23 protein-coding genes and 1 tRNA gene are annotated in these 15,099 nt (G+C 51.2%); 6 read left to right on the top strand and 18 right to left on the bottom strand.

Going from position 1 to position 15,099, the window contains the following annotated elements:
• Nucleotides 1-7 precede the first annotated feature (7 nt).
• A complete protein-coding gene (gene pilB / locus R0J87_RS09520) occupies nucleotides 8-1,765 on the bottom strand; it encodes a type IV-A pilus assembly ATPase PilB (RefSeq protein ID WP_188638631.1) in 1,758 nt (585 codons plus the stop codon).
• Nucleotides 1,766-1,996: 231 nt separating this feature from the next.
• On the opposite strand from pilB, the gene R0J87_RS09515 reads away from it, so the two are divergent.
• The 6 genes from R0J87_RS09515 to R0J87_RS09490 all read left to right on the top strand — a co-directional run bounded on the left by R0J87_RS09515 (nucleotide 1,997) and on the right by R0J87_RS09490 (nucleotide 6,510).
• Nucleotides 1,997-2,404 (top strand): pilin, encoded by a 408-nt coding sequence (locus R0J87_RS09515; protein ID WP_498885813.1) that lies wholly within the window; start codon nucleotides 1,997-1,999, stop codon nucleotides 2,402-2,404.
• A 224-nt stretch (nucleotides 2,405-2,628) separates the two neighbouring features.
• Complete coding sequence (locus R0J87_RS09510) at nucleotides 2,629-3,078, top strand: anti-virulence regulator CigR family protein (protein ID WP_498885812.1); 450 nt, start codon at nucleotides 2,629-2,631, stop codon at nucleotides 3,076-3,078.
• A gap of 65 nt (nucleotides 3,079-3,143) precedes the next feature.
• Nucleotides 3,144-3,956, top strand: coding sequence for an inositol monophosphatase family protein (locus R0J87_RS09505; RefSeq protein ID WP_498885810.1), 813 nt, complete (start codon nucleotides 3,144-3,146; stop codon nucleotides 3,954-3,956).
• A 114-nt stretch (nucleotides 3,957-4,070) separates the two neighbouring features.
• Nucleotides 4,071-4,147, top strand: a tRNA-Pro gene (locus tag R0J87_RS09500).
• A gap of 207 nt (nucleotides 4,148-4,354) precedes the next feature.
• The gene (locus tag R0J87_RS09495; protein WP_498885808.1) at nucleotides 4,355-5,695 is read left to right on the top strand and encodes a site-specific integrase; all 1,341 of its coding nucleotides are present in this window, start codon (nucleotides 4,355-4,357) and stop codon (nucleotides 5,693-5,695) included.
• 251 nt (nucleotides 5,696-5,946) lie between these two features.
• Nucleotides 5,947-6,510, top strand: a complete 564-nt coding sequence (locus tag R0J87_RS09490) for a hypothetical protein (protein ID WP_498885806.1) — start codon at nucleotides 5,947-5,949, stop codon at nucleotides 6,508-6,510.
• Nucleotides 6,511-6,545: 35 nt separating this feature from the next.
• Here R0J87_RS09490 and R0J87_RS09485 read toward each other — a convergent pair whose 3' ends face one another.
• The 17 genes from R0J87_RS09485 to R0J87_RS09405 form a co-directional block, all read right to left on the bottom strand.
• Nucleotides 6,546-7,889 (bottom strand): ATP-dependent DNA ligase, encoded by a 1,344-nt coding sequence (locus R0J87_RS09485; protein ID WP_498885804.1) that lies wholly within the window; start codon nucleotides 7,887-7,889, stop codon nucleotides 6,546-6,548.
• Nucleotides 7,890-7,898: 9 nt separating this feature from the next.
• Nucleotides 7,899-8,195, bottom strand: a complete 297-nt coding sequence (locus tag R0J87_RS09480; protein WP_498885802.1) for a hypothetical protein — start codon at nucleotides 8,193-8,195, stop codon at nucleotides 7,899-7,901.
• On the bottom strand, nucleotides 8,192-8,644 hold the full coding sequence (locus R0J87_RS09475) for a hypothetical protein (protein ID WP_498885801.1): 453 nt from the start codon (nucleotides 8,642-8,644) through the stop codon (nucleotides 8,192-8,194). Before R0J87_RS09475 ends, R0J87_RS09480 begins: the two co-directional genes overlap by 4 nt.
• On the bottom strand, nucleotides 8,619-8,831 hold the full coding sequence (locus R0J87_RS09470) for a hypothetical protein (protein WP_498885799.1): 213 nt from the start codon (nucleotides 8,829-8,831) through the stop codon (nucleotides 8,619-8,621). The genes R0J87_RS09475 and R0J87_RS09470 overlap by 26 nt, the downstream gene beginning before the upstream one ends.
• A complete protein-coding gene (locus tag R0J87_RS09465) occupies nucleotides 8,824-9,126 on the bottom strand; it encodes a hypothetical protein (RefSeq protein WP_498885797.1) in 303 nt (100 codons plus the stop codon). The genes R0J87_RS09470 and R0J87_RS09465 overlap by 8 nt, the downstream gene beginning before the upstream one ends.
• 64 nt (nucleotides 9,127-9,190) lie before the next feature.
• Nucleotides 9,191-10,027, bottom strand: coding sequence for a TAXI family TRAP transporter solute-binding subunit (locus tag R0J87_RS09460; RefSeq protein WP_498885795.1), 837 nt, complete (start codon nucleotides 10,025-10,027; stop codon nucleotides 9,191-9,193).
• A complete protein-coding gene (locus tag R0J87_RS09455; RefSeq protein WP_498885793.1) occupies nucleotides 10,027-10,197 on the bottom strand; it encodes a hypothetical protein in 171 nt (56 codons plus the stop codon). Before R0J87_RS09455 ends, R0J87_RS09460 begins: the two co-directional genes overlap by 1 nt.
• A complete protein-coding gene (locus R0J87_RS09450; protein ID WP_498885791.1) occupies nucleotides 10,197-10,868 on the bottom strand; it encodes an Nmad5 family putative nucleotide modification protein in 672 nt (223 codons plus the stop codon). Before R0J87_RS09450 ends, R0J87_RS09455 begins: the two co-directional genes overlap by 1 nt.
• A gap of 74 nt (nucleotides 10,869-10,942) precedes the next feature.
• Entirely contained in the window at nucleotides 10,943-11,107 is a 165-nt protein-coding gene (locus R0J87_RS09445; RefSeq protein ID WP_498885789.1) for a hypothetical protein, read from the bottom strand.
• Nucleotides 11,104-11,349: a hypothetical protein gene (locus R0J87_RS09440; protein ID WP_498885787.1), complete on the bottom strand. Its 246-nt coding sequence runs from the start codon at nucleotides 11,347-11,349 to the stop codon at nucleotides 11,104-11,106. The genes R0J87_RS09445 and R0J87_RS09440 overlap by 4 nt, the downstream gene beginning before the upstream one ends.
• Entirely contained in the window at nucleotides 11,350-11,499 is a 150-nt protein-coding gene (locus R0J87_RS09435) for a hypothetical protein (protein ID WP_498885785.1), read from the bottom strand.
• A 70-nt stretch (nucleotides 11,500-11,569) separates the two neighbouring features.
• Nucleotides 11,570-12,082: a hypothetical protein gene (locus R0J87_RS09430; protein ID WP_498885783.1), complete on the bottom strand. Its 513-nt coding sequence runs from the start codon at nucleotides 12,080-12,082 to the stop codon at nucleotides 11,570-11,572.
• A 3-nt stretch (nucleotides 12,083-12,085) separates the two neighbouring features.
• Nucleotides 12,086-12,871, bottom strand: coding sequence for a hypothetical protein (locus R0J87_RS09425; RefSeq protein ID WP_498885782.1), 786 nt, complete (start codon nucleotides 12,869-12,871; stop codon nucleotides 12,086-12,088).
• A gap of 57 nt (nucleotides 12,872-12,928) precedes the next feature.
• Nucleotides 12,929-14,017 (bottom strand): hypothetical protein, encoded by a 1,089-nt coding sequence (locus R0J87_RS09420; protein ID WP_498885780.1) that lies wholly within the window; start codon nucleotides 14,015-14,017, stop codon nucleotides 12,929-12,931.
• A gap of 81 nt (nucleotides 14,018-14,098) precedes the next feature.
• On the bottom strand, nucleotides 14,099-14,383 hold the full coding sequence (locus tag R0J87_RS09415) for a hypothetical protein (RefSeq protein ID WP_498885779.1): 285 nt from the start codon (nucleotides 14,381-14,383) through the stop codon (nucleotides 14,099-14,101).
• A complete protein-coding gene (locus R0J87_RS09410; protein WP_498885777.1) occupies nucleotides 14,380-14,784 on the bottom strand; it encodes a hypothetical protein in 405 nt (134 codons plus the stop codon). The genes R0J87_RS09415 and R0J87_RS09410 overlap by 4 nt, the downstream gene beginning before the upstream one ends.
• Nucleotides 14,785-14,864: 80 nt before the next feature.
• Nucleotides 14,865-15,074, bottom strand: coding sequence for a hypothetical protein (locus tag R0J87_RS09405; RefSeq protein ID WP_498885776.1), 210 nt, complete (start codon nucleotides 15,072-15,074; stop codon nucleotides 14,865-14,867).
• Between the last annotated feature and the right edge of the window lie 25 nt (nucleotides 15,075-15,099).

Raw genomic sequence — 15,099 nt, 5'->3', positions numbered from 1 at the left:
CGCTAGGTTACTCCTTACTAATTCGGTTAACTTCTTCCAGGCTAGTGCTGCCATCTAATACCCGGCTTAGGCAGCTCTGGTAAAGGCTCGGATAGCCCTCCCGGCGGGCCTGCTGGTCAATTTCAATGGCATTGCCATCTCGCATAATGAGTTGGCGCATCTCGTCGGTAATGGGCACCACTTCATAAACACCCAAGCGACCTTTATAGCCCTGCGTACACTGTTTGCAGCCAACGGCCTTATAAATGGAGGCGTTGCGAATATCCTGCTGATTAAAGCCCGCTTTGCGCAGTGCTTCTGCTGGAATATCCGCGGGGGTTTTACATTGGTTGCACAGCTTTCTCGCCAGCCGCTGGGCGATAATCAGGCTCACGGAGCTGGCGATGTTGTAGGTCGCCACTCCCATGTTGGCCAGGCGCGTCAACGTTTCTGCCGCTGAGTTGGTATGCACAGTAGAGAGCACCAAGTGGCCAGTTTGCGCTGCTTTGACGGCAATTTCAGCGGTCTCCAAATCGCGAATTTCCCCTACCATCACCACGTCCGGGTCTTGGCGTAAAAAGGCGCGTAGGGCGCTGGCGAAGTTCAGGCCAATTTTGGGCAGCACGTTCACCTGATTAATGCCCGAGACCTTTATTTCCACCGGGTCTTCAGCGGTACAGATATTGCGCTGAATTTGGTTCAGCATATTAATGCCGGTATAGAGCGTCACGGTTTTACCGCTACCCGTCGGCCCTGTTACCAAAATCATGCCTTGGGGCTTTTGCAGCGCGTTTTCATAGGCGGCCTGTTGATCTGGATTGAACCCCAGCTGCTCAATGCCTAGCTGCGCAGAGGTGGGATCGAGTATCCGCAGTACCACCTTTTCGCCCCACACCGTCGGCAGTGAGTTCACCCGGAAATCAATCGAGCGGGTGCGCGAAAGCTGTAGTTTCAGCGCGCCATCTTGCGGCAGGCGCCGTTCGGAAATATCTAACCGCGACATGATCTTCAAACGCGCCGCAATACGATGGCGCAGCGCGAAGGGAGGGCGGGCGATTTCAACCAGCATGCCATCAATACGAAAACGTACCCGGTATTGGGTTTCGTAAGGCTCGAAGTGAATATCCGATGCCCCGCGGCTAATTGCATCAAGCAGAATTTTATTAACGAACTTTACTACCGGCGCATCGTCGCTATTTTGCTCGGCTTTATCGAGCGCGACTTCGTCACCATCCGCGTGTTGGACGATATTTAATGCGCTGACCGCGTCATCAATATTATCCAGCTCATCGAGCATGCTGCGCTCATTTTGTGCTAGGTACTGAACCAGCGTGTTGCGCAGCTGGTCTGCCGGTGCCAGCACTCCGTCCACACTTAAGCCAGTCGCAAACTGCAGTTCATCTAACTGGGTTAAGGTGGCTGGGTAGGGCACTGCCACCGTTAAGCGGTGCCCGTGGCGGGCGAGGGGCAAAATATCCAGCCGCTCAAGTATCTTGACCGGGTAGTCATTTGCGGGGGGCAGCGCGCTAACGCGGATGGCCTCTAAGTTGACCACCGGCAGGCCATACTCCCAAGCCGCCGCCACAGCGGCGGCATCGGGGTCCACCAAGCCACTATCCACTACATGTTGAAGCAGCGAGATTTCAAGCTCGGCCGCTGTGCTTTCGGCCACGGTCGCTTGAGCGTCGGTGAGTAGGCCATGTTTGACCAACCGTTTGGCGATACCACGCAGCCCCCCGTTCAGGGCCGCATGGCTAAGCGTAGACTCGGGGGCGGTTTGGCTCATGGCATACTCGGCAACTGGGTAATAATGCTGAGAGTTGTACCATATTTGCCTGACGCGAGGTACCGATGCCGCGCTTTCAAAGCACCGAAATAGGCTGAAAAATCGTCGATGAACGGTTGAGAAACCTAGTTGCCAACCCTAGGGCGGTAAGCTACTGTAAGCCCTATGTTAGGCCTTGGTTCACTTACCTTTGGCTTGCTCATGACTCTAACACCGCAAGGGAACCTCGAAATGCAAACAACCCTACCCAACCAACTCCGCCGCTTCAAGAAGCAGCAGGGTTTCACCTTGATCGAGCTGCTGATCGTTGTGGCGATTATCGGCATTTTGGCTGCCGTGGGTGTGCCGCAGTATGGGAATTATTTAGATCGCGCTGCCGCTAGTGCATGTCAGGGAGAGCTGAACAATTTTCGTTCGGCATACACTGCAGCAAGCGCACTAGACCAACCCGTAAGTGACTTTGGCTGGAATGCTTGTGAAGTTGGTGAAGATGAAACAACATCGCAAACTGATGTAGAGAATGCTTTTCAAGGAAGCTTCGCAGAGGGGGCTACATCTCTACCTGTCCAGACTGGTAGAGAGGGTATAACAGTTGTTATCGGAGATAATGGTTCTTTGACGACAAATGGAGTTGATTAATAGCCCAGTTATTGTTGGTAAGGCCGCATGAATATGCGGCTTTTTTATAATTTCTTCAAAAATTTATTTATCGATATAGGATAACGGACTGTGTTTAATTGAAGTTTTATTTGGTTTGAGGGTGATGAAAAAGAATAGCGTAAAACTTTATTCTTCCACACTCCCTGCGCAATTGCCTAATACACTCAAAGCTCCTAGCTAGATACAACCTCAAGGAGCTCGCTATGAAACCCATCACCCTAGGCGTTGTTATCGCCGCGCTACTTTGGCAAACATCGGCAATAGCTCAGCCTGCCCATGCACCTGCCCACGGTGCTCGCAATAACCACCAAGACTACTCACAGCAGGAGCGCCAGCCTCGCCATGAAGAAATGCGTCACCATGAGCGTGATCATCGCTCGGTAGATCTGCCACGTATTAACGAGCGCGACCTTCTCAATTTACTGCGCCAGTACGATGCCCCTCGCGCCGAGCCACTGCCACCGGGTATTCAGCGCCAATTAGAACGCGGTAAGCCGCTGCCGCCTGGTATCGCCAAACGCTTTGATGGCCCGCTTGCTAATCAATTGCCCCGTTATCCCGGCTACGAATGGGAGCGCGTGGGGGCAGACGTGGTATTGATCGAAGCTGCAACCCGCGTAGTCGTTGATGTACTGGTAGACGCACTGCGCTAGCGCCTGAAAAGGGCAGCGTTTATGCTGGGTGAACGATGACGTTGACCCAATAAAACGGAGCACCTATGGCGAATGTCACTCTGGAACAGCGCTTAGCGCTAGCAGTGCGTATTGCAGAAGAGGCGGGGCAGATGATTCGTGATGCCCGCGAGCAGCAAACTTTCAGCCAGCGGTTGAAGGCAGGTATCGAGCTAGTCACCGATGTGGATGTAGCCGTCGATCAACTGATTAGCCAGCGTTTAGAAGAGCACTTCCCTGGGGAGGCGCGCCTGAGCGAAGAGCTGAGCCCTGAAGAGGCGTTGCAAAACCCTGCTGAGCAGCTATGGGTCGTGGACCCCATTGATGGTACGGTGAACTTTGCTCAAGGTCTGCGCCATGTGGCTGTCTCCATCGGTTGGATTGAGCAGGGAGTTGGTAAGGTGGGTGTGGTGCATGCTCCCTTTCTGAACGACACCTTTAGTGCTGCCCAAGGGTTAGGCGCATTTTGTAATCAACAGCCAATCACGCCAAGTGATGCCGATTCGCTGGAGAGCACGTTAGTAGGCACCGGTTTTCCCTACGACAAAGCCGCTCGCAAACAGTTACTACCCCGCCTTGAAGCGGCGTTAACCCATTGCCAAGATGTACGCCGTAACGGCTCAGCGGCGCTGGATATTTGCGATGTCGCCTGCGGTCGGTTGGACGCCTATTACGAGACCGTCTCCCCGTGGGATTTTGTAGCGGGTTGGGTTATCGCACGCGAAGCTGGCGCACGGGTAGGACATCTCATTGATGTACCCGAGGATGTTCCAGCGGATCTCTTCCCAGAGCAGCTACTGGTCACCACCCCAAAGGTATACGACGCTATGGCCGCTATGCTAAAACAAGCGGATCGCTAAAGCTTTAGGGTGCCTAACGGCAAGCATTTGAAAAGAAAGCGCAAAAAGGGCTTTTCATTTGGCTAATAAAGCGATAGTATACGCACCGTCTTGAGGGAAAAGCCAAATAGACATCGGAGTGTGGCGCAGCTTGGTAGCGCGTTGCAATGGGGTTGCAAAGGTCGCAGGTTCGAATCCTGTCACTCCGACCAAAGAATCAAAGGGTTACGAGCGTTAAAGGTTGGATGATCCCCTTGTCCACCTGTTCGTGGATCCACAGTGGATCCAGAATCACAGCATAACCACCATGCCGATTCTGAAAATCCACGGAGAAAACCAGGCCAATCGGTCTGGTTTTTTTGTGCGCCTCATTTGTTTTGAGTCATCATTCCTCTATGGCACATCCAGAGGAATAGCCGATGGCCGAACTGACCGTCACCAAGAAACTCACTAAAACCTCTCTTCTTCATGGCAAACGCAATGGCGTGAGTCGAATCTATGACGCTGAGCAGAAAGGCTTCTTTGCTCGCTTCAATACTGACGGCACAGCCACGCTCAATTATCGCTACCGCTCTAAACTCGACCCAAGCAAGCGGCCGGTGATCAAGTTGGGCATCTGGCCAACGCTCGATGTAGAAGAGGCGAGGGTGATTGCCAAAAACTACGCCGCTGACATCGCGAAAAATATTGAGCCTCAAATAGAGCTTATGCGAGAGCGTGAAGAGAAAGCGGAGGCCAAACGCCTCAAGGCTAAGGCCAAAGCCAGTATCCTCGGCAATTTCATTGACGCTCACTACGACGCCCACATGAAGCGCAACAAGCGTGGTCATCAGGACGTCGCTCGATTGAAGCGTCGCTTCGGCCACTGGCTCGCGTTGGACATGAACCTGCTCACCAAGTCTCACGTTTATGAGACTCAGCAGGAAGCCGAGAAAGTAGTCAGCTTTCAAACGCTCAAGCGAGACTATGCGGTTTTACAAGGTGCGCTCAACTACGCGGTCGAAGTGGGGGTGATCGAGAGGAACCCTATAAAGGGGGTTTCTTTGAAGCGACCAAAGTCTGACGCTCTTGATCTCACCGCAGACACCCCAAGCCTCGGAGAGAGACGCGTTCTGACAGCTAGCGAGCGAGAAGGATTATTTAAGGGGTTGGAGGAATATACTAGGCAAATGAAGGACATGCGCCGTCGCTCACGCCTCAAGAAATCGAACCGACATCTACCTGATTGGGATCAGGTCACTTATGTTGATCATGTGGTCCCGGTCGTTTTGGTGATGTATTACACCGGATTCCGCAATGGCGACGTGCTTGGGCTTCGGTGGGAGCATTTTCTGGACGACTTCAAAGTCATTGGCAAGGTGATAGAGAAAATAGCTCACCACGGAAAGGGCAAGATGTATTTCCCTGTCACCGATCCCTGTCAAAGAGTCATCAAGACATGGTGGGAGCAGGAGGGTAGGCCGGAGACAGGTTGGGTGTTTTACTCCCCCAGGCATCGAGAGGAGCGTCGCCGATTATCAGAGAGTGCGATGCGCAAACCCTGGGAGAAAATCAAGAAGTGGGGTGAGTTAGATGCGTCACTTGACCTTTACACGCTGCGACACAATTTTGCCTCGCTTTACATCATGGCAAAGGCTGACTTGCTGACGGTGCGGAATCTGATGGGGCATTCGGATATAAAGACCACAACCGATCACTATACTCACCTAGACCGAGAGCATCTGGCGAAGATGGTGAAGAGTGTTGAGGGTAAATTTTAGCCAAAAAAATAGAGGCGCAATCCTGCGCCTCTTCTCCCATAACAACCAACGCTACTTTGCGCCTGCTGTTGCTTTAGTCATGATAAATCTAGGCTCAGAAGTAAGCAAGCACTTACTTACTATATGCTGTTAATTTTACTTGTGCGTTTTACTCGTTTCGATCAGAATCGCCGACGTCTTATGGCCAATCAATAGCTATTAAAAGACAAGCCTTTTAAAACGGAAGCTGAAAAGAAATTAAGGGGGTAGTGGTGGATAAGGCAGATTTGGCTCTATTGAGCGAACCTGAAGTTCAGGTTAATGGGGGAGTAAAAAATGAAAAAGATCGCAGTCCCCGCTATCGGTTTTTGAAGTTGGCTGCCGTAAATTCCACTGTGTCGATCATTTGTTTTTTCCCCATGAACAAAGCTATGGTTTACATAGGATTGGCATCATTTGGGGCGGCAATCCTAATCTATCTTGCTGCAACAGGATACGCGATATATCGGTTTTTTAAAGGGGATGTCGCTAAGTCTCGTCTGATACTTACCGTTTTCTCTATGTTGGTGCTGTGGGCAGTTTCAATTGCAGGCTTTATAAAAGATACGATGGGTGATTTTCAGTTAAGCTACCTGTCGCTGTTTTGGGAGAGAGGTCTCATGGGGGCTGCATTCTCACACGAGCGTTTTTTTAGCATGTTCATGTTAGCCTCGCTTTTGATGGGTTATATTTTGGCATTTAAGTCGAAGAGAAACGCCAAATCTATAGTCAATGTTACGCTGTATACCGCTGTGTTTTTTATCTGCGTTTATGGTTTTGAGCTGATCAGCAAATAATAAATAGAGCCGCTAGCGATAGCGGCTCTTCTGTTTTAAATCTTGATGCCAGGGTGATCAGCGAGGTCGCGGAAGCACTTGAAGCGAGGGTGTCGCAGAGAGCCGTCGGGCGTCACCTCCATGTAGGCCACTTCGATAATACGACCAAGGAACCGCTCACTCATCAACGAAGCTCTCAGATCATCAGTAAGTCCCGACCCTACACTCACCTCTACTCCGTTGAAATCGACGATTAGAGCGCCTATTTGACCCTCGTATTTGCCTGTTCCCTCTTCGTAGCCGACGATCATCAAATCCGCGCTTTCCTCCGGCTTCATCTTCATCCAATCGTAGCTGCGGCGGAAGGAATAAAGCGTGTAGGGCTTCTTGAGAACCGCGCCCTCGAAACCTTGATCAATCAACTTGTCGTATTTGGCAATCGCCTCGCTTTCGCTAGACACTTTGTAGGTGGGCACGACCCTGATATTGTCCAGCTCTGGGTCGATGACGTTAAAGGCATTTCTAAGCAGCATCAGCCGCTTGTGCTGTTTACGGTCGCATGAGGTCTCGAAAAACTCGTCGGCAAACATCCAGTCATATAGGTGATATTTCGTGTTGGTGGCCGCCTTGTCTTTCTTGCGCACCGCGCTGATGGACTCCTTGAAATTATCCCCAAAGACTTCGCCATCCAACACCACGTCTCGATATTTACCTTCGCCCATGTCGACGGAAGAAACGCTCTGGAACGCCATTGCCATCTTCAGGCAGTCCGCCGTCAGATGCTCCATTGAGCTGAAAGTAAGCCCCTTACGGCTATAGTAAGTAACCGTTGACTTACTAATTTGGACATGCGCAAGCACACGAACGCCGTCTAGCTTGGGCTGTATCAGCATTGGCCATAAGCAGCGTTCATACTCGACCGGCTCGGCCAGCGCACACTTAAACTGAGGCACATATCCCTTGATCGCTTCGTTGATCGTATTGGCGGTCATTCCGGCGTCAGGGCGCTTCTCTAAGCAGCGCTTGAATAAATCCGCTGCCCAGGTAGGCAGCTCCGCGCACATCGCTTGAGCGGCTTGTTTGGCGGCATTACCGGTGATTTCTCGTCGCTCCAGCTTCAATAGCAAAGCGTGCGCTTCTGACCACTCTTTTGTCGGGCTATCTGATCCAACCACCCACTCTTTCTTGGGCTTAACGTAAAATACGCGCAAGGGCGAAAAGAGAAAGTGAATCAGCTCTTGTTGGTAGGCTTTTGTTTCTTCAGACGAGGACTCATTGGCCAAAAAATCTTTAATAAGATCGATGCGCTTTTTCTTATTAGCCTTTTTAGTCAGCTTCAACAGGCAGTAAACGATGTTGCCTTCATCGTTGGCATTAACAATAGCAGTCAGAGCGGTCATGGTGTTTTCCTAAAGAGCTACATACATCACGGTTAAAATGGCAAAGGCTGCGCGAAGAGCCTCATTTAAACCTGCTGCCAATATGATTCCGAACAGAAACCAAGTGTTGATTTGGTAGCGGATAATTCTTCCGTTGTCATTCTTAAAAGACCAACTCCTGAAGATGCTGTAGAAGAAGTAAACCAAACTCATCATCGTCCACGTATAGAAGATGATAATCAGAGGCAAGTTTTCATCGACATTACCCATACCAAAAGAAAAGACCCATAAGCTCGGAAAGAAGCCGAGCATAAATGGCGTTTTCATGCGAATACACCCGCTGCTAAAGGTTGAAACTTCTTCTTGGTGAAAAGAGCGTTAAGCTCCTGCTTGTTGCGCTCTTGGCGCTCGGCCTGCTTCACGACGCAGCGGTGAGTCAGCTCGTGATACCGACGTTCATACACATGAGCCAGGTCATCCACGACAGCGACAAACCGGTTCGACGGGATCTTGAGCATCAGCGACAATCGAACAGCAACCTCGTAGTGCTTTTTAACTTCGCCATTTTCAAGCCAGTCGACCAGAACGCACTTTCCATAAGCGCCGCGCTCCCAGAGCAACTTCTCTTCCCGCTTCTCAATTTGACGGCGATCAGTCAGATACTCGCGCTCCTGCATGGTGTCGACGATGCGAATGATTAGGTCTAGGTCTTTCATCATCTTGATCATCAGCGCGGTGGAAGCACGCAGGTCATTCACTTTTGAAATAGGCTTCATCGTCTTCATCCCAATCCATGCTTATGTGCGCCAATATCTGCTCGAACCATTCACCTTCAGGAAGTAAGGCAGGCCAATTGTCGGGATCCTTCTCACTTTGCTCTTTCCAATCGGCAGCCATTTTGTCGAGGTGCTGCTTGAAGTCCTCAATGGCCTCATCCACGTTCATAAGGCGCTGCTCAGCCATCGCTCTTGATCTCCTGACGAATCTCGCCAATAGAAGCCTCAACGACTTCGTAGCTAGCAAAGCGCTGCTTCACTGACTCCTCATCGCCCCACCAACATTCGCACCCAAAAACCTCCACGCCGTTATCAAGACGTAAGCAGGGGTTGGGTGCCCCGGCTTCATGCAGCAAAGAACCAAACCCACCTGCATTGGCTGGAGGCACTTTGTCCTCAATACGCACGCCGTATCCGAAGAGGTGAACAACCCCTTCTTTAGCCTTCATCACTGCACCGATACGTTCGCCAACTTTCGCCATGATCAATCTCCTTTGTTGCGTGATAGGCCGCCTTGTGACGGCCTAGTTAGTCAGTTGTTACTTACTATTTTCCGCGAATTCGATTGGTGTTCATCATGACTGCTGTCGCCACCGCTTCGATGGCCACATCTTCCATGTCGCCACGCGCTACAACTAAAACGTCGGTGCAGGGGACTCGAACTTCGGTGTCCGACAGGAAGCCCTCTGCAATCGTTACGTCGCGCAGGGTGTAAACCGCTTCGCCATTGGGCAGCTCACCCCGTAGCTTTCGGCTATCCACATCGATCATCACCAAGCCGCTATCTGGCTGCATTACCGCCTCAAAGAAGCGATGGTTGCGGTTGTCAGGGGACGTCACCCACATGAAGGCGTCCATCTGGCCGGTCTTCACTTGAGCCAGCGTTCGGATGCCGCCCTGGTAGTAAACACTGGCTTCCTGATAGTCAGGCTCTAGGGTGCGCATAAAGCCCCAGGATTCCGCTGAGCCTGTTCCTCGCTCACCGATTGCGACGCGAACGCCTTCTTCGCCTAGATCGTCGTCATCCTCAACCTTCCCATCTTTTTGGGCGGCCATGTAAACGCACTCCTGACCGAGCGCACCGACGATTTCCAGATGCGCAGTCGGATTGCTCCGCAGAAAAGCGGCCAGGGCGTCCGCTTGGGTAAAACCCACATCAGCATCCCCCGCGTGAATACGCTCAAGGTTCTCTACTGAGCCACGAGAAGCCTGGACTTCCGCCGAAATTCGCTGCTCACGCAGGATGTTGGTTAAATTGACGCCGTAAACGTCATGATAGGTTCCACCCTGAACCCCAGCGGTAATCACCACGTCTTTCGCGTAAGCGGCAGCAGAGCAGGACAGGGCAGCAGCAACGGCCATAGCAATGGTCAGCTTTTTCATCAGAACTTCCTCTTCAGGTTTTCGACCTTATCGGTCACAACGGAATAAACGGCATAGAGGCCAATGGCGGCCAACAGCCACAACAGCAACTTCAGTGTCTTGGCGACGTAGAACAGCAATAGCAGCGACACCAAGACAGCCACACAGATAACGACGACGCGCTTGTTCATTAGGCAGCCAATGACGCCAGCTTGTTGTTTAGATCGCTAATCGAAATGGGCAGGTTGGTTACCTGCTTCGATGAAGCGGTTAAGTCTTCAGGAATGTATTGCTCCACTTCTGGCCATAGCTGAATCAGCTTCTCCAGAGTGGGGGATTTGCGAAGTAGAGCGGCAATGGTGGGGATCACCGTCGATGCGGTCTCTTCTAATGACCGAATTAGCTCGATGTTTTTCATCACCCGCGATTTAAGGTCTTCGTCTTTCACGACGATGCGAGCGCGGCTATAAACACCTTCCGAGACCTTATAAGTGTCGTTAGTGCGATAGCCGATGCCGGTGCTTTTCAACTCATGAATGAGTAGCCGATAAGATTCCGCGAAGGGGAGATCAATGTGCATCCCGTCAATATTTGCGGTCAGCGAAGAACCTCGCAGGTAGGTATGACTGACAGAAACCGACTGACCAGTTAAGGCGCACAGCTCCTCAGCTTGATCCTGGGCTTTACTGAGCTTCTCTTCTACTTCGGCGAGTTTGCCGCCAAAGCTCAATTGGCGAACCTCTTCTGCCAGCGAAGATCGCTCCAGCAAAGCCTCATTGAGCTTGACCCAAAGAGTCATCTTGATGGCGTTGTTCAGGATCGCATTGCGAATATCGGCGTTGAGACGAGTAGTGGTGCTCATGGGATTTTCCTTCCGTATAAAAGTAAGTTGTTACTTAGTTTTGCAGTTAAAAAATAACGCGCTTTGTGCTGGTGTCAAAGTATTTCGACAGACTTCAAAACGATCATCATCAGCGTAATGCCAAGCGTAACAAGGCCCAAGCTGGCGATAGACCCCAGCAAAATGAGTGCGTAAACAAAGACTGAAAAGCCTTTCATTTGACGCTCACGCTTGGCGAACTCTTCTTGCAATCGGCTCATTTAGAAAAGCTCTCCAGCAGAGGCGTCACCCGCATCATGCTGGCTGAGCCATCCAGGCGCTCGACCTCATCCATCAACTTGTCCGCCTTGCGTGCCATACGCCACAAGCGAGGTTTAAGCTCAAGCGTTAAGCGATGACCGCAGTTAGAGCCTTCTAGCTCGGCATAGATGGCCGTGACCAGAGCAGTAGCGCGTCGCCGCAGGTAGACCAATTTCAATAACGTTATCGTGGATGTCAGCACTTAACCCTCCTTGAACATGACCAAATAAACGACGAACCCAATCACCCAAATGGGCATCATCAGCAAGCCTTTGAGTATCAACATGGTCAATTTGCCAATGATCATGTTGATCAGCTCGCAGGCCCTCAAAAACATTACAAAGTGGCTCATAGTGCGCTTCCTATCCTGTTTCCTTCGCTAAGTATCGCTGCGAACTGTCAGGGCTGGAAGCGCTCTCTGATTACTCCGAGGTCATCGAATTGACGATCTCGGCGAACATATTGCCGGTATCCATACCTGACTCGGGAAGCTCTGTGCGTCGCGCTGCCTTTGGCGATAATGCCTCGCCCCGCTCAGCGTCGAGCTTGGCCTTAATCTCTAGGTCTCGGCGTTTCAATTCCTCTTTGTCAATGGCGCTCTTGCTCGAAGCAATCATTCGCTCTTTGCGCCACTGATTGCGCTCGGCTGCGGCACTTTCGGCCATCATCCGCTCTCGCTCTTTGACCCGCGCCTCGTATGAGCAGAAATAGAGTGACTTACCCGCTTTTCGCTCTTCCAACATCATTTTGATGGCCGGACAGGTGCGCTTTTCAATCGCTTCGCGACAATCTTCAAAGCCTCGCAAGCGTCCCTCTTTGAATGCCCATACGGTATGTTGGCAAACCGTGTAATTGGATCTTCTATCGGTCGGCTCGCAGTCGAACGAAAACATATTGTCGCCAGTCATCGAGAGGGGCAGCTTTCTCTTTTTCACGACTTACCCCTTCCGTGCAGACGACAGAAAGCCAAGCGCTCCCCAATGCTCATTCATGCCTTGCATTTCGCGGTCTCGTGCCTGTCGGAGCGTGTTTTCAATCACCGGCAGCAGTTGAGGGAACAAGTTGCCTTTAGTGTTTTTGGTGAGGTATTGAGCGCCCAGCCATCGGACATCCCGACAAATGGAGTAGGGCATATCAAAGTTTTTGCACTGCCAAGCAGGCATCATTGTGCAGCTCAATACGGCTTCCAGTAGGTGACCGTTCTCAACAAACTCATCTGCCGGATAGACCCGACGATAAGTGGCAAGGTCAGCCTCCGCATCGCCACTCAGAATTTCGTAGCTGATCGTTTTGATGGCGGATGAAGGCTGCTTGCGGGCAAGGTCTTCATTTTTGTCGACCAGCAAGTTGACCTGGAAGGATCGATTGATGGGGGTATCGGCCCCCATTGAGGTAACGATGGTTTTCATCGTTCCATCGATGACCCGCTGACTGCCAGAGGCCGAGTTGGTGCAGGCCAACCCGAACCACTCGGGCTTCACAGAATCGACTGATCCCGGCGCTGCCTGTCCCAACGCTGCCGCTAGCAAGCTCGCTTCGCCTTCAGGACGATATAGCGGCAACAGCACGGATTTATTGCTACCAAGCTCGTTGTGGATCGACACTGCGCCAAACAGCGCAACACTAGGATCCTCGTCAAATTCACCGACCAGCCGACCAGACGCGATGGGAACGACCAGCTTATCTTCATTCGTAAAGTCAGAGCTGACTTGTGAGGCGATCATAATTTCTCCTGTTATGGGAAGTAAGTTATTACTTACTGTTTCAGTTTAAAAAAAAGACTACTGGGGCGACAGCAGCTTTAAGCGCATTTTCATTTGCAGCGCCTTCGAGTAGGGCTGCGCTTGAGCAATAGTCTTACCAAGCTCAGCAGGGGTGGCGTCGTTGGGATCAATGCCAGGTGGTAGCGTCGCCATACGACAAGCAATGCCATACTGACTAAGCAAATCGCACGCTTTCAGGGCGTCGCGTATCGCCGCTAACTCTGAATCCCACATGAACGTCACCGACCTAAGACCGGCATCTCGCAGTATCAGAAAAGCCGAGAGCTGATCTTCACCTTCGTCGCTTGTTTGAGAGAGGTGCTTGCCGAAAGTGCCGATGGCCTCGACATCATCCATCCCTTGCGACCAGAGAAATTGCTGTATCGACCACACGTCAAAAGCACCCTCGCCAACGATCACATGCGCTTTACCCAGAGCATTGTGCCCGTTGTAGAGATATGCCCCGGAGGCGGGCATTCCGACAGCAAATCGATACTTGTCCGGCTGTGTTCCCGTGACGTCTCGACCCTGAAAGGTCTTCAATTTGCCGGTAATGTCGAATACCGGAATCACAACGCGATGATAGAAGTCCTGCGTTCGGTCGTAACCGTCCATCTTGTAACGAAACACGCCTTCGCCAGAGTAGTGCAGCTTGAAGTAGCTACAGACCCTAGACGACACGTTCCTATCGAACAGGTAAGTGGGTATACCCCCGTCTTTGGCTGGCAAGGAGATAAGTGGCTCAGGTAGCCCAGATAGCGCCGTGAAGGTCGTTTCAGTGCGAACACGCTCCACCATGAACCCTTGTGCGTCCATGTAGCCTTCGATGTGATCGATGGTTTGTTTATTCGTCGCTGACCCCGACGCCGCCCTGATGAACGACCACTTATTGAAGTTCTCTCCAAGGGGATGGTCACCCGCAAAACAATTTCCCAGGCCCGTTTGTTCGTTGAGATACACCTTCCAGCTATCACTACCACAGACAGGGCAGTCTCTAACGATAAGCTGTGTGCCTTTCCGCGAGCGTGACGTCTTGTAGGTGATGCCTTGCGTATCGAGATAGTCTCGAAGGTCGAGATCATCCAACAGCTTTTTAAAGTTCGCCATGATAGTTAGTCACCTGTTACTTACTGAACAAGTTAAATGTTATCAGTGTTTTTTCGGCAGAGAATATAAAGCGCTGTGGTCTTATCGAAGCCACTCGTCCATTTTGTGAGCAAAAAGGCTCTTGCCGAACCGTCTAGCCAACTCCAAATACACCTTTGATGAATCTCCCAGCTCCCGAAACTTCGGCAAATGCAGGTCTGTCTTCATCGAGTTGTAATTCGACAGGTAATCTTCAATCGAAATGCCTTTAAGGGCATCTCTCCAATTGGCATTGGATAAAGGCAGCCAAAGATTCTCGTCTTTGGTGTTCTTGACTGAATTTCGCGCCTGAATGACGCTGTTGAGCGCTTGTAGAGAGGAGGTCATAAAACATCCTCCGGTGAAATGATGCGGTCAAAAAGCGCCTCGTAATCCTCCACTTTCGCTTCGCCAGTCATAAAGGCAAATCTTGCAACGATGGGGATTCGGCCATGATTGAGCTGGAAAGCCAAAGCGCCCGCACAGATGGCATCTTTCTCACCAGGGTAATAGCCTTCCTCTTCATACTCATCGTCACGCTCGCCGCTAAGCGTTTTGTGGCAGAAGAACGCTTTTCCGTCGCCACTGGTGATTTCACTGGCGATGTCTTCCAGACGCCCTGGGGCCAATTCAATCGCCTGATCATCATTGCGGAAAGGGCAATTGGCACACGGCTTCTTGAGCTTAAAAAGTTGGCGATCTTTCATTGCTAACTCCGATAGTTCTGGTGATGAGACCAGTTTTGGCAAATATGCCTCAGACAAAACAATAAGTCACGAATTACTTATACTAGGGGGTGAGATTGAGGGGCAAATAGCCCCTCATACCACTACTGCATGTCTTGTTCGTCTAGCTCGGCATGACCCAGCGCAAGCGCCTCCATGAACTCACGAATGCTCTTATAGCCGTATTTTTTGGCCAACGAATTCAAGTCTTCTTTTATTTCAGGCGTCGTAGTGAAGGAAACAGTGACCTTTCCTTCCCGATAGCGGCCAGATCGCTCTCTTGATTGCGCTCGCTCTTTATCGCTAAGTGCCATTGAAAACTCCGTATTTAATGACATA

It is taken from the genome of Halomonas sp. SIMBA_159 (assembly GCF_046536035.1).
GTDB lineage: Bacteria > Pseudomonadota > Gammaproteobacteria > Pseudomonadales > Halomonadaceae > Vreelandella > Vreelandella venusta_A.
The sequence above is the reverse complement of the archived record's forward strand: the minus strand, read 5'-3'. Positions and strand labels throughout refer to the sequence as shown.